General features: G+C 67.3%; 10 protein-coding genes and 1 pseudogene. 3 read left to right on the top strand and 8 right to left on the bottom strand.

Going from position 1 to position 13,418, the window contains the following annotated elements; all coding sequences use genetic code 11:
• Nucleotides 1–5 precede the first annotated feature (5 nt).
• The 7 genes from typA to AWC07_RS28220 form a co-directional block, all read right to left on the bottom strand.
• Nucleotides 6–1,880: a translational GTPase TypA gene (typA, locus tag AWC07_RS25725; RefSeq protein WP_036414547.1), complete on the bottom strand. Its 1,875-nt coding sequence runs from the start codon at nt 1,878–1,880 to the stop codon at nt 6–8.
• Between the two features lie 177 nt (nt 1,881–2,057).
• Nucleotides 2,058–2,789 (bottom strand): respiratory nitrate reductase subunit gamma, encoded by a 732-nt coding sequence (gene narI / locus AWC07_RS25720; protein WP_036414549.1) that lies wholly within the window; start codon nt 2,787–2,789, stop codon nt 2,058–2,060.
• Nucleotides 2,782–3,456, bottom strand: coding sequence for a nitrate reductase molybdenum cofactor assembly chaperone (narJ, locus tag AWC07_RS25715; protein ID WP_036414537.1), 675 nt, complete (start codon nt 3,454–3,456; stop codon nt 2,782–2,784). Before narJ ends, narI begins: the two co-directional genes overlap by 8 nt.
• Nucleotides 3,453–5,051 carry a nitrate reductase subunit beta gene (gene narH / locus AWC07_RS25710; RefSeq protein WP_036414539.1) on the bottom strand — a complete coding sequence of 533 codons (1,599 nt, stop codon included), beginning with the start codon at nt 5,049–5,051 and terminating at the stop codon, nt 3,453–3,455. Before narH ends, narJ begins: the two co-directional genes overlap by 4 nt.
• A gap of 37 nt (nt 5,052–5,088) precedes the next feature.
• Nucleotides 5,089–8,796: a nitrate reductase subunit alpha gene (locus AWC07_RS25705; protein ID WP_085105288.1), complete on the bottom strand. Its 3,708-nt coding sequence runs from the start codon at nt 8,794–8,796 to the stop codon at nt 5,089–5,091.
• A 292-nt stretch (nt 8,797–9,088) separates the two neighbouring features.
• On the bottom strand, nt 9,089–9,475 hold the full coding sequence (locus AWC07_RS25700; protein ID WP_036408572.1) for a (deoxy)nucleoside triphosphate pyrophosphohydrolase: 387 nt from the start codon (nt 9,473–9,475) through the stop codon (nt 9,089–9,091).
• Nucleotides 9,363–9,788, bottom strand: a complete 426-nt coding sequence (locus AWC07_RS28220; protein ID WP_208622473.1) for a DUF3761 domain-containing protein — start codon at nt 9,786–9,788, stop codon at nt 9,363–9,365. The genes AWC07_RS25700 and AWC07_RS28220 overlap by 113 nt, the downstream gene beginning before the upstream one ends.
• A 133-nt stretch (nt 9,789–9,921) precedes the next feature.
• On the opposite strand from AWC07_RS28220, the gene AWC07_RS25690 reads away from it, so the two are divergent.
• Nucleotides 9,922–10,206 (top strand): 4a-hydroxytetrahydrobiopterin dehydratase, encoded by a 285-nt coding sequence (locus tag AWC07_RS25690; protein WP_036408571.1) that lies wholly within the window; start codon nt 9,922–9,924, stop codon nt 10,204–10,206.
• On the opposite strand, the gene AWC07_RS25685 is transcribed toward AWC07_RS25690, so the two are convergent.
• Nucleotides 10,193–11,428 carry a mannosyltransferase gene (locus tag AWC07_RS25685; protein ID WP_051507752.1) on the bottom strand — a complete coding sequence of 412 codons (1,236 nt, stop codon included), beginning with the start codon at nt 11,426–11,428 and terminating at the stop codon, nt 10,193–10,195. The genes AWC07_RS25690 and AWC07_RS25685 overlap by 14 nt on opposite strands.
• Before the next feature lie 150 nt (nt 11,429–11,578).
• Here AWC07_RS25685 and AWC07_RS25680 point away from each other — a divergent pair, with 150 nt between their 5' ends.
• Both AWC07_RS25680 and AWC07_RS25675 read left to right on the top strand, forming a co-directional pair.
• The gene (locus AWC07_RS25680; protein WP_036408567.1) at nt 11,579–12,226 is read left to right on the top strand and encodes a hypothetical protein; all 648 of its coding nucleotides are present in this window, start codon (nt 11,579–11,581) and stop codon (nt 12,224–12,226) included.
• Between the two features lie 22 nt (nt 12,227–12,248).
• Nucleotides 12,249–13,345: pseudogene (locus tag AWC07_RS25675) on the top strand (Rv1157c family protein).
• The last annotated feature ends 73 nt before the right edge of the window (nt 13,346–13,418 follow it).

The raw sequence follows: 13,418 nt of genomic DNA, 5'->3' as shown, positions 1-13,418 counted from the left end.
CCAAGCTAACCCCGGGCCTTGGCCCGCGCCCGGCTGCGGGCCCGGGAGGTGGCATCCAACTCGACCTTGCGGACCCGCACGATCTCCGGGGTCACCTCGACGCATTCGTCGGGCGCGCAGAACTCCATGGCCCGCTCCAGGTCGAACTCCAGCGGCTTGGCCAGGGTTTCGATGACGTCCGCGGTCGACGAGCGCATGTTGGTCAGCTTCTTCTCCCGGGTGACGTTGATGTCGAGGTCCTCCGGGCGCGGGTTGATGCCGACGACCATGCCCTCGTAGGTGTCCTGGCCGGGCTCGACGAAGAACTGGCCGCGATCGGCGAGCTGGAGCAGCGCGAACGGGGTGATGGTGCCGGACCGGTCGGAGACCAGCGATCCGGTATGCCGGGCCCGGATTTCCCCGGCCCACGGCTTGTACCCGTCGAACACCGCATGCCCGACGCCGGTGCCGCGGGTCTCGGTGAGGAAGTCGGTGCGCCACCCGATAAGGCCGCGGCTGGGCACCACGAAATCCATCCGGACCCAGCCGGTGGTGTGGTTGGCCATCTCCACCATGCGGCCCTTGCGGGCGGCCATCAATTGGGTGACCGCGCCGACGTATTCCTCCGGGCAGTCGACGGTCATCGCCTCGAACGGTTCGTGCAACTTGCCGTCGATGGTCTTGGTCACCACTTGCGGCTTTCCTACTGTCAATTCGAAGCCCTCGCGGCGCATCTGCTCGACCAGCACCGCCAGCGCCAGCTCGCCGCGGCCCTGCACCTCCCAGGCGTCCGGCGCGCCGATGTCGAGGACCCGGATCGACACGTTGCCCACCAGTTCGGCGTCCAGCCGGTTGCGGACCATGCGGGCGGTGAGCTTGTGGCCGGGCACCTTGCCGGCCAGCGGCGAGGTGTTGGTGCCAATGGTGACCGAGATGGCCGGTTCGTCGACGGCGATCCTCTGCAGCGCAACGGGATTCGTCAGGTCGGCCAGCGTGTCGCCGATCATGATCTCGGGAATGCCGGCGACCGCCACGATATCCCCGGCCGCCGCGATCTCGGTCGGATTGCGTTCCACCCCTTCGGTGGCCAGCAATTCGGTGATCTTGGCCGTAGCGGTGCCCGCTTCCCGTATCCAGGCGACCTGCTGGCCCTTGCGGATGCGTCCGTTGTAGATGCGGATCAACGCCAGCCGGCCCAGAAACGTCGACGCGTCGAGGTTGGTGACCAGCGCCTGCAGCGGCGCGTCCGGGTCGCCGTGGGGCGGCGGCACATGCTCTTCGAGGACCTCGAACAGCGGATCGAGGTTGTCGCCGTCGGGAACATGGCCGTCGAGCGGCTGGACGGTGCTGGCCACCCCGGCGCGTCCGGATGCGAACAGCGTGGGCAGGCCCAGCGCGTGCTCGGCGGCTGCGGCTGCTTCGTCGTCGAGATCGCTGGCCACGTCCAGCAACAGGTCGTGACTGGCCTCGACGACCTCGGCGATGCGCGCGTCGGGCCGGTCGGTCTTGTTGACGACGAGAATCACCGGCAGATGGGCGGCCAGCGCCTTGCGCAGCACGAACCGCGTCTGCGGCAGCGGCCCCTCGGACGCGTCGACCAGCAGCAACACCCCGTCCACCATGGACAGCCCACGCTCCACCTCGCCGCCGAAATCGGCGTGTCCGGGCGTGTCGATGACATTGATCACAGTCACGGTGCCATCGCTGTTATGGCGGTGCACGGCGGTGTTCTTGGCCAGGATGGTGATGCCTTTTTCCCGCTCCAGGTCACCGGTGTCCAGCACGCGTTCCTGCAGCCCACCGCGTTCGGCCAGCGCGCCGGATTGCCGCAGCATGGCGTCGACCAGCGTGGTTTTGCCGTGGTCGACGTGCGCGACGATGGCGACATTGCGGAATGGCACGTCGGTGATTGTGGCAGCCCGGTGGCCGGTTCGCGAAAACCAGCGCCCGGCGGCCTTAACAAACCATCGCGCGAACATCGACTCTGCGTGCAGCGCTGCCGGGAGCCGCTCGGCGGGGCGCTGTGCGCAGTCCCGGCGCGCTGTGCGCAGTCTCGGTACCCGCCGACAGAGACGCGGTTACCAGCCGCGTCGGCGCGGCGCCGAGCCGACCAATTCGTCGTTCGCGGCGACGTCGCGGCTGCGGTAGACGATGTAGGGCCTGAACAGGTAGGCGACCGGGGCGCTCAATACATGCACCAACCGGGTGAACGGCCACAGCGTGAACAGCACCATCCCGATCAGGGCATGCAACTGATAGTCCAACGGTGCGTTGATCATCACTTCCCCGTGCGGCTGGAACAACCAGATCCGCCGAAACCACATCCCGACCGTGTAGCGGTAGTGGAACTCGCCGCCGTGCGGCCCCGTCCCGATCAGGTCGCAGTAGAGACCCACCACGATGGCCAGCACCAGCACCACATACATCACCTTGTCGCTGCGGGTGGTGGACGCCGACACCGCGGGACGGGTGAACCTCCGGTAGATCAGCAAACCAACTCCCAGCAGCGTCGCAAAGCCCGCAATGGACCCGGCGATCACCGCTTGCAGGTGGTAGACGTAGTCGCTGACATGGAGCGCCCTCGTCACCCGCGGCGGGATGAACAACCCCATCACGTGCCCGGCGAACACCGCCAGGATGCCGAAGTGAAAGATCGGGCTGGCGATGCTCAGCAGCCGCGACTCGTAGATCTGCGAGGAGCGTGAGGTCCAGCCGAACTTGTCGTAGCGGTATCGCCACCACAGGCCGACCACCAGCACCGCCAGCGTGACGTAGGGGGTGATGTCCCAGAACAGCACGTTGTTAAACATCGGGCCCACTTTCTTGACGACGGGGCGGCACGGTCAAGGTAAATGGTTGCAGCCCAACGGCTTCCGCGGGCGGCCCGGCTTCGTAAAGTTGCCGAGCCAGGCGCTGCGCCCGGCGCGCTTCCTGATCGGTGGCCGCCGGCAACGTCTCGCACACCGCCGCCACGGTGTGCTGGTACGGCGAGCCGGCGTCGGCCAATGCGGACCGCAACACGTCGATCGGGATCCGGTGCTCGGTCAACAACCGCCGTCCCACCTCGGGTGCGACGGTCGCGGCGAACTCGAGCACGACGGGCAAGTGGTCCGGCGCCTCGCTGCGTGGTGGCTCAACACCCGCCTCCCGATACGCGGTGGCGAAGGCCAGCATCTGACGGCCGCGGTTACGGGTGTCCCCAGCCGTCCAGTACGTCAAATACATTGTGGCGCGCCGGCGCATGTCGAATGTGGCGACGTAGTCCATGGCGGCGGCCATCGGCTCCGCGGCGCGCAGCGCGGCGACGGTTTGCCCGAGCAGCTCCGCGACGGTCCCGTCCAGGTGCGCCAGCAGGCCTTCGACGGTGTCCAGGCGCTCGGTCAGCCCGTCGTCGGGGTAGGCCAGCAGCAGTGACGCCGCCTGCCACACCAGCCGGTCGCGCAGCGCGGGTTCGCGGGATCGGGAGCGCAGCTTCATCGCTGCTGCTTTTCCGGGAACATCCCGGCCGGCGGCTGGTCGCCGTCCCAGGTCAGCAGGTCCACCTGGGTCGAACGCTGGTGGGCATGGAAGGTCTGCACCGAGACGGGCACCGGTGCGCCGTCTTCGTCCATACCGGGGCCGCCCGCGCCGGTCAGCGAGCAGCCCATCTGCTCCAGCTCGCGGGCCTGCGGGCTGAACGCCGTCGGAATGACGTACCGCTCTTCGTACTTCGCGATGGCCAGCAACCGATACATCTCGTACATCTGTTCCTCGGTCATCCCCACCGACTGCGGAATGTGGGGCTGAGTCTCCCGACCGAGATTGATGTCGCGCATGTAGGAGCGCATCGCCGCCAGCCGCTGCAACACCGCTTCCACCACGCCGGTGTCGCCGGCGGTGAACAGTTCGGCCAGGTATCGCATCGGGATGCGCAGCGCCTCCAGTGCGCCGAACAGATTGCCCACATCCTCCCCGTCGTGACCACTGCGGCTGACCGCGTCGACCACCGGCGACAGCGGCGGGATGTACCAAACCATCGGCATGGTGCGGTATTCCGGGTGCAACGGCAGCGCCACCTGATAGGTGCTGATCAACGCATACACCGGGGAACGCTGCGCGGCCTCGATCCACTCGTCGGAGATTCCCTCGGCCCGCGCGCCTTTGATCACCTCGGGATCGCGCGGATCCAGCAAGATCTGCCGTTGCGCCTCGTAGAGGTCGGTGTCGTTTTCCACCGACGCCGCCTGCAGCACCCGGTCGACGTCGTAGAGCACCAGGCCCAGATAACGCAGCCGGCCCACGCAGGTCTCCGAACAGATGGTCGGAAGGCCTACCTCCATCCGCGGATAGCACAGGGTGCACTTCTCGGCCTTGCCGGTCTTGTGGTTGAAATAGACCTTCTTGTAAGGACATCCGGACACGCACATCCGCCAGCCGCGGCACCGGTCCTGGTCGACCAGCACGATGCCGTCCTCGCTGCGCTTGTACATCGCACCCGACGGGCACGACGCCACGCAGGAAGGGTTGAGGCAATGCTCGCAGATCCGGGGCAGGTAGAACATGAAGGTCTCTTCGAGCTTCAGCCGGACCTCTTGGTTGACTTCGTTGACTTTCTTCAAGATCGGGTCTTCGGCCAGGATCTCCGGTGAGCCGGCCAGATTGTCGTCCCAGTTCGGCCCCCACGACACCTTCATCGTTTCGCCGCTGATCAGGCTTCTGGGTGCCGCGGTCGGAAAGGTGTCACCCGCCGGCGCGGTGGTCAGGTTTTCGTAGTCGTAAGTCCACGGCTCGTAGTACTCGTCGATGGTCGGCAGCTTGGGGTTGGCGAAGATCCGCAACAGCTTGTGGAAGCGGCCGCCGTCACGCAACCGCAACCGGCCCTTCTTGTCGCGTACCCAGCCGCCGCGCCAGCGCTCCTGGTCCTCGTAGGTGCGCGGATAGCCTTGTCCCGGACGGGTTTCGACGTTGTTGAACCATACGTACTCGGTGCCGGCGCGGTTGGTCCAGGCCTGCTTGCAGGTGACCGAACAGGTATGGCAGCCAATGCATTTGTCGAGGTTCATCACCATCGCCAGCTGCGCCATGACTTTCATTGTCTCGCTCCGCAAGCGTCGCTCGGGCCTTTCATTGTCAGTACCGCACTTCCTGGCAGCGGCGGCGCACCACCGTCACCTCGTCGCGCTGATTGCCGGTTGGGCCCAGATAGTTGAACGCGAACGCGTGCTGACCGTAACCACCGGCCAAGTGGCTGGGCTTGATTCGGATGCGGGTGAGCGCGTTGTGGTTACCGCCGCGCTTGTTGTTGGTCTCGGTGCGCGGCGTGTCCACCGTGCGCTCCTGCACGTGGTAGACGAACACCACGCCGTCGGGGATCCGGTGTGACACGATGGCCCGGCTCACGTAGATGCCGTTAGCATTGACGGCCTCAACCCAATCATTGTCGCGCACTTGGATTTCCGCCGCATCTGCCGGACTCATCCACATAGTCGGGCCGCCGCGGGACAGCGACAGCATGTACAGGTTGTCCTGATAGGTGGAGTGGAAAGACCACTTCGAGTGCGGCGTCAAATACCGGACGGTGAGCCCGATTCCGTCCTTGGCCGGGCCGAGCTCGGGCTGGCCGAACAGCCGCGTCATGTCCAGCGGCGGGCGGAACACCGGCAGATGTTCGCCCAGCTCCTCGATCCAGTCGTGCGCCAGGTAGAAATGCATCCGCCCGGTGAGCGTGTGGAACGGTTTGAGGTTCTCGATGTTGATAGTGAACGGCGCATAGCGGCGCCCGCCGGTTTCGCTGCCCGACCACTCCGGGCTGGTGATCACCGGGACTGGACGCGCCTGGGTATCGGCGTAGCTGATGCGGCGCTCTTCGCTGCCCTCGGCCAGATGCGCCAGCCGCTGCCCGGTGCGTTTCTCCAGCTCGCGGAAGCCTTCGACGGCCAGGCGGCCGTTGGTCGTCCCGGACAGCAGCAGCAGCACGTCGGCCATCCGCGCCGCGGTGGTGATGGCCGGACGCCCCGCCGCCGCACCGGAATTCAGCACTCCGAAGCTGGCTCCGAGTTCCTCGACCTCTTGGCGGGGATGCACCGTGACACCCTTGGTGGTCAGCCCGAACTTCTCGACGAGCGGGCCCAGCGTCACCCACTTGTCGTAGATCGCGGTGTAGTCGCGCTCCACCACGGTGATCTTGCCCATCGTGCGCCCCGGGACCGGTGTCGCCCCGGTACGCAGCCAATCGCTTTCGGCTCCGTCGGGAAATGCCATCGCATCCGGGGTGTCGTGCTCGAGCGCGGTGAGCACCACATCGCTACGGGTGCGCAGATGACCTTTGGCCATGGCGCTGAAAGCCCGGGCGATGGCGCCGAAAGCGTCGAAATCCGAACGGGTTTCCCAAGGCGGATCGGTCGCGGCGCTGAACGCGTGCACATACGGGTGCATGTCGGTGCTGGAGATGTCGGCCTTCTCGTACCAGGTCGCCGCCGGCAGCACCACATCGGATACCAGTGTCGTCGAGGTCATCCGGAAGTCGATCGACATCATCAGGTCGAGCTTGCCCTCCGGAATCTCGCCGTCGCAGGCCACGTCGACGGGCCGGATCCCGTCGCCCTGCGGCCCGGCCTGCAGGTTGGAGTCGGTTCCCAGCAGATGACGCAGGAAATATTCGCCGCCCTTGCCCGACGAGCCGATCAGGTTGGCCCGCCACACCGTCAGCACCCGTGGCCAGTTGGTGGGGTTGTCGGGATCGGTCACGGCGAGCTTGAGTTTGCGCTGCGCCAGCTGTTCGGCGACATACTCACCGGCCTCACGACCCGCAGCCTGCGCCTCGTCGGCGAGATCCAAGCTGGATCGGTCGAACTGCGGATAGAACGGGCTCCAGCCCATCGCCGCCGCCGAGGCCAGCACGTCCATGGTGTGCTTGCCGGTGAACCGGCCCCGGCCCACCGGGCTGGCCAACTTGTCGGCTCCGTAGCCGTCGTAACGCCATTGGTCGGCGTGCGCATACCAGTACGAGGCGCCGGGCACCTGCCGCGGCGGGCGCACCCAGTCGGTGGCCATCGACATCGTCTGAAATCCGGTGAGCGGACGGATCTTTTCCTGACCGACGTAATGGGCCCACCCGCCACCGTTGCGTCCCATCGAGCCGGTCAGCATCAACAGCGCCAGCACCGCCCGGTAGATGGCGTCGCCGTGGAACCAGTGGCAGATGCCGCCGCCCATGATGATCATCGACCGGCCGCCGGATTCCTCTGCGCTGCGGGCGAATTCGCGAGCAACGCGGATGGCTTGAGCGGCCGACACCCCGGTGATCGGCTCCTGCCAGGCCGGGGTGTTGGGCTGGGTGGGATCGTCGTAGCCGGTGGGCCATTGGCCGGGCAGGCCTGGGCGCGCCACGCCGTAGTGGGCCAGCATCAGGTCGAACACCGTGCACACCAGGTGCTTACCGACCCGGCGTACCGGGACCCCGCGGGCCACCGTCGTGCCTTCGCCGTTGACCGTGTCGAAGCTGGGCAGCTGGATGAGCGCGGTGCTGGTTTCGCCGTCGACACTGGGCGCGCTCTGCACGGTGAGCGCCGGCAGCAGATCACCCAGATCGAGGTTCCACTTCCCGAGGCCGTCCTCGCCGTAGCGGAATCCCAGCGAGCCGTGCGGCACGACGACTGCGCCGGTCGTTTCGTCCAGCACCGCGGGCTTGAGCGCCGCGTTCTCGGAGTTCTTACTGGCCTCGCCGAGGTCCGCCGCGGTGAGGTTTTTGCCCGGCACCAGCACGTCGCCCCGTTGTTCCAGCTTGATCAGGAACGGCAGGTCGGTGTAGCGGCGGGCGAAGTCGACGAAAAACGGAACCTGCTGTTGCACATAATATTCCGAGAGAATGACGTGGCCCATCGCCATGGCCAGCGCCCCGTCGGTGCCGGCCGCGCACGGCATCCACTCGTCGGCGAACTTGGTGTTGTCGGCGTAGTCGGGGCTGACGGTGACCACCTTGGTGCCGCGGTAGCGGGCCTCGGCCATCCAGTGCGCATCCGGGGTCCGGGTGATGGGCACGTTGGAACCCCACATCATCAGATAGGCCGCGTCCCACCAGTCCCCGGACTCGGGGACGTCGGTCTGGTCGCCGAACACCTGTGGCGAGGCCACCGGCAGGTCGGCATACCAGTCGTAAAACGACGTCATGGGGGCGCCGATCAACTCGAAGAACCGCGAGCCGGCGGCATAGGACACCATCGACATCGCCGGGATCGGCGAGAAGCCGGCAACCCGGTCCGGGCCGTAGGTCTTGATCGTGTACACGTGGGCCGCGGCGATCAGCTCGGTGGCTTCGGCCCAGCTGACCCGGACCAGTCCGCCCTTGCCGCGGGCCTGCTGATAGCGGCGGCGGCGCCGCGGATCGGCCTGGATGTCGGCCCACGCCAGCACCGGATCGCCGAGGCGGGCTTTGGCCTCCCGGTACATCTCGATCAGCACCCCGCGGGCATACGGGTAGCGAAGCCGGGTCGGCGCATAGCTGTACCAGGAGAACGACGCCCCGCGGGGACAGCCGCGTGGTTCGTACTCGGGGCGGTCCGGGCCCACCGACGGATAGTCGGTCTGCTGGGTTTCCCAGGTGATGATGCCGTCTTTGACGTAGATCTTCCATGAGCAGGATCCGGTGCAGTTGACGCCGTGCGTGGAGCGGACCACCTTGTCGTGACTCCACCGGTCACGGTAGAAAACGTCGGCGTCCCGCCCGCCGCGACGGGTTATGGTGCGCAGATCGGGCGAGACCTCCCCGGGGGTGAAGAAGCGGCCGCTGCGCTGCAGCAATTCCTCGAGTGCTCCGCCGACGTGCGGTGTGACCGTCAATGGCTGACCCTCCTCGTCATGGACGGCTTGAACCTGGGCCATGGGCAGTCGATCGCGCGCGCGGGCCAGTCGGAGCCGGCGCGTGGCCGACCATAATCGGCTCGCGCGGTGTGTGGGCTGAAATTCGCGTCAACATCGGCATGGCAGCCGGCCACTGACATCCAGCGGACCGCCGCGTTCGCTACCGGCATGCAAATCCCAGGTTAGTGGTTTGTCACGTCCTTGCTCCAGTGGACGGCGGCGACCTTGAGTGGGCTTGGACATTAGCTGAAAGGCGGCTGTGGAACCGTCGTCAGAGCGCCTTCGTGAGATCGGGCAGCCAGCCGCGGTCGGCCGGCACCCAGTCCAGATCGTGCAGTTGCTCCGCCGTCACCCAGCGCAGCGCACGATGGTCACGCGCATCTGGTTCACCACCGAGCAGGCGCACCCGGTAGGCCCGCAGTATTACGTTGTCACCCAACGCAATGTCGTCGCCCAAGCGGTCCCCCACGGCGATGTCGTCGAGCCCCAGCTCCTCAGCCAGCTCCCGGGCCAGGGCGGCGCGCTCGGGTTCGCCTGCGGCGACCTTACCCCCGGGAAGCTCCCAGCGCCCGGCCAACTCCGGCGGCCTTAACCGTTGCGCCACCAAGACCGCCGAGCCACAGATGATGGCTCCCGCCACGACGATCTGCGCCGACATGGGCAATCACGGTATACCGTCGAGGTGCTGGCGCCGGCTGCCAGTATCCGGACGGGAAAGTGCACGGACACCATTGGAGGACTCCGCCGTGACCGGAGCAGGTGCCGCTGCGGTGCTGGCTGTGCGAACGCGAGCCGTCGCGGCAAATCGCGGTGACGTCATCGTTCGAGTTGTCCGGACGCGGAACGCAAACACCGCTCGAATTCGGATAGCTGCCCGGCGGGCACAACCCGGCGGCCAACGCGGTTGAGGTTTTCGGACCGAACGCCACCGCGGCGACGACGACTAACACGACGGCCAACGAACGAAACATGCGAGCCCCCAGACACTTAACGTCCTGTGCGTGCTGCGGTTGAAAGAGCTGGCCCGATGGCGACCATACCGGGTTGCCCGGCCCGCCGTGGCTGCTTTGGGGAGATTCGCTGCGGCCGGGGTACCGTCGCGTTATGGCTGTGTTAACGGATGAGCAAGTAGACGCCGCACTGCCCGACCTCAACGGCTGGGAGCGCGCCGGCGGTGCCCTGCGCCGGTCCGTCAAGTTTCCGGCGTTCCTCGACGGCGTCGACGCCGTGCGCCGGGTGGCCGAGCACGCGGAACGCAAGAATCATCACCCGGATATCGATATCCGTTGGCGGACGGTGACTTTCGCGTTGGTCACGCATTCAGAGGGCGGGATCACCCAACACGATATCGACATGGCACGCGATATCGACGCCATCATCGGGGCGTGACCGGCCCGCCGCTCCGCTGCCGCGACGCTCGACGCGTCGCGGCCACCCAGGCCAGGGTCGCCAGCGTCGCCGCCGGATAGACGAGCCCGGCCCAGGCCAGATACCAGGGCCGGCTGATCACCCAGATGGTCGGTTGCGCGAAGCTGAGCAACCACGGCACGCCGATGATCGTCAGCGCCAACCAGCCCCAGCCCAAGATCCGGGCGCCGAGGCGTTGCCGCAGTGAGCCCTGCAGCAGCCAGATGATCAGCGGCACCAGCCATACCCAGTGGTGGGTCCACGAGATCGGCGAAAACAGCAGGCCAAACAATTCGACCACCAGCAACTTGCCCAGCTGATCGGACGCGTCGAGCGCCCGCCAGGCCAGGATGGCCAACACCGCCGTGACCGCGATGGCCGCCAGCACCAGCGGACCGAAACCAGCGTCGTGACCGAGAATCCGGGAAATCGCGCCCCGCCAGGACTGATTGAACGACGTGGCAACAGGCCCTACCCGACGAGCATCGCCCAACAGATCCGTGAAGTAGTAGCGAGCCTGATCGCCGACGATCAGCATCGACACGCCGACGGTGGCCAGGAACACCACCGCCGAACAGGCCGCGGCAAGCCAGCGCCTTACCCCAACGAGATAGACGGCGGTGATCGCCGGCGTCAGCTTGATGCCGGCCGCCACCCCGACCAGCAGGCCCGAGAGCCACCCCCGGGTGGTGTAAACCGCCCACAGTGCCGCCAGCATCAGCAAGACGTTGATCTGCCCGTAGTCGAAAGTGCTGCGCAGCGGCTCGAGCCAGATGGCGATCGCCGTCCACAGCACCGCCGCCCGATGACCGTGACCGGCCGGCACGCCCAGGAGGCGCTGGCTGATCCGGACGCAGCCGTACAGCGCGGCCATCGTCGCGATCTCCCACAGCAACGCAACCAGGCCGAACGGCAGCAGGTGCAGCGGATAGAAGACGACCGCAGCAAACGGTGGATAGGTGAACGGCAGCGGGAAGTCCGGCGTCTGGTCGGCGTACACGTAGCTGTACAGGGTGCCCGGGTGATCCAGAGCCGCCGCCCCGCCCACATAGACATGCAGGTCGACGAAGTTCGCGCCGTTGGGCGCCAGGTAGGTCCAGGCGAATCGCGTGGCGACACTCAGGATCAGCAGCAGCGGCGCTGCCCGCATCTCCCACCGGGTGGTTCTCGCCGTCGGGACGGCTGAAGTGCTGTCTACCCGCATGACATTAGTGGGACAGGTTCCGCGGGCGCCGGGTCACTGCCGCCGCTCGTATCGGTAACGATCACATAAACGCCACACGTGTCACTTGAGTCACACCTGTACCGCGATAGCTTCGGCTGCGGGACCTGTCACCGCTAACCAGGGAGAGTCATGCCAACCATGTGGACCTACGTACGCGCCGCCGCCGTCTTGGTCGGTTCGTCCGCCGCCTTACTCACGGGCGGTATCGCCCATGCCGACCCGGCGCCGGTGCCGGATCCGGTTTCCAACATCCCGCAGCAGCTGATCGCGTCGGCCGCCAACGCGCCGCAAATTCTGCAAAACCTTGCGACGGCACTGGGAGCCACCCCGCCGGTCCCCAAAGCTCCAGAACCCGCGCTCAGCGCGCCCGGCATCGCATCCATGATTCCGGGATTGACTCCGGCCGCACCGGCGGTACCGGCTACGTCGGCCGGAACGCCGGTCATTCCCGGGGTGACCACACCGATCCCCGGAATCACCGCGCCCGTGGCGGCTCCGACGGCTCCCGCACCGGCGGCAACGCCGGCCATTCCCGGGGTTACCACACCCATCCCGGGCGTCACCGCCCCGCTGACCCCGGCGGCTCCCGCGGCGCCGGCAGCGGCGCTTCCCGGGTTGGCATCGGCGATTCCGGGTCTCGCCCAGGCCGCTCTGCCCGGGTTGGCTTCGGGCGCCATTCCGGGACTACCGGCTGCTGTCCCTGCCCCGGCGCCCGCGGCACCCGCGCCTGGGGCACCGGTAGGTCCGCCCCAGACCCTGCTAGCGGCCCTGCCCTGAGCATCGGGTCAAACGGCTAACCATCACCGAGGACTGGGAGAAACGATCGTGGTCAGCACACGGAGCCTGTCCAAGGGTTTGGCCGCCGCCGTCGTCACCTCGGCTGCCGCGTTCGGGCTTTGCCCGGCCGCGGCAGCCGACCCGGCGGCCCCGCAGCCAAATCCCGCTCAACAGCTACCGGGCCTGCCGGCGTTGACCCAGTTGAGTCCGATAATCCAGCAAGCCGCCAGCAACCCTGGACAGGCGACGCAGCTGCTGATGGCCGCGGCGCAAGCATTCGTCCACAATCCGGCTGCGCCGGCCGAGGCCAAGAACGTCGCGGCTTCGGTGAACCAGTTCGTGGCGGAGCCGACCAATCCCGGTTCGCCTCCACTGGGGGTGCCGGCGCCGGCGTCGGCTCCCGAGACCGCCCCGGTGCCACACGTGCCACCGCCTGGTGTGGAGCCCGGCATGCTGGCGCATCTGCCGACCGGGATCGATCCCGCACACGCCGCCGGCCCGGCGCCGGCTTCTCCGTCGGGTGGAGCGCCGCCCGTTGCGGCACCGCCCGCTGCGGCACCCGCACCGGCTCCCCCGCCGAGCGTGCACGCGCCGGTCGCCGCACCGGCTCCCCCGTTGAACGCACCCGCGCCGGCTCCCGAAGCGGCCCCTTCTGCTCCGGCCGCTGCACCGGCCGCAGCTCCGGCGGCGGCCCCCGGATTCGGCCCCGACGCTCCGCCCACGCAGGACTTCATGTACCCCTCGATCGGCACGAATTGCTTGGCCGACGGTAGCAACGTGATCGCTACCGCGCTGTCGGTCGCGGGCCCGGCCAAGATTCCGTCGCCCGGCCCGGGCCCGGGCCAGACGGCCTATGTGTTCACTGCCGTCGGGACCCCCGGGCCCGCCGAGGTGCAGCGGCTGCCGTTGAACGTCACCTGGGTGAACCTGACCACCGGCAGGTCCGGAAGCGCCACGCTCAAGCCGCGGCCGGACATCAATCCGGACGGGCCGACCACGTTGACCGTGATCGCCGACACCGGTTCGGGCAGCATCATGTCGACGATTTTCGGTCAGGTCACCACCAAGGAAAGGCAGTGCCAATTCATGCCGACCATCGGCTCAACGGTGGTTCCCTAGGAACGCGCTGAATAACCTGTCCATTGTTGGTCGTGTCTGACGGCTGTGCGCGGTGTGGCGTGTGATGATGTTG

The sequence above is a fragment of the Mycobacterium gastri genome (genome assembly GCF_002102175.1).
GTDB lineage: Bacteria > Actinomycetota > Actinomycetes > Mycobacteriales > Mycobacteriaceae > Mycobacterium > Mycobacterium gastri.
The sequence above is the reverse complement of the archived record's forward strand: the minus strand, read 5'-3'. Positions and strand labels throughout refer to the sequence as shown.

What these genes read in the sequence shown, in the direction of transcription:
- narI (WP_036414549.1), bottom strand. Translation starts at nt 2,789, where the DNA reads ATGTTTAACAACGTGCTGTTCTGGGACATCACCCCCTACGTCACGCTG.
- narJ (WP_036414537.1), bottom strand. Translation starts at nt 3,456, where the DNA reads ATGAAGCTGCGCTCCCGATCCCGCGAACCCGCGCTGCGCGACCGGCTG.
- narH (WP_036414539.1), bottom strand. Translation starts at nt 5,051, where the DNA reads ATGAAAGTCATGGCGCAGCTGGCGATGGTGATGAACCTCGACAAATGC.
- AWC07_RS25700 (WP_036408572.1), bottom strand. Translation starts at nt 9,475, where the DNA reads ATGTCGGCGCAGATCGTCGTGGCGGGAGCCATCATCTGTGGCTCGGCG.
- AWC07_RS28220 (WP_208622473.1), bottom strand. Translation starts at nt 9,788, where the DNA reads ATGTTTCGTTCGTTGGCCGTCGTGTTAGTCGTCGTCGCCGCGGTGGCG.
- AWC07_RS25690 (WP_036408571.1), top strand. Translation starts at nt 9,922, where the DNA reads ATGGCTGTGTTAACGGATGAGCAAGTAGACGCCGCACTGCCCGACCTC.
- AWC07_RS25685 (WP_051507752.1), bottom strand. Translation starts at nt 11,428, where the DNA reads ATGCGGGTAGACAGCACTTCAGCCGTCCCGACGGCGAGAACCACCCGG.
- AWC07_RS25680 (WP_036408567.1), top strand. Translation starts at nt 11,579, where the DNA reads ATGCCAACCATGTGGACCTACGTACGCGCCGCCGCCGTCTTGGTCGGT.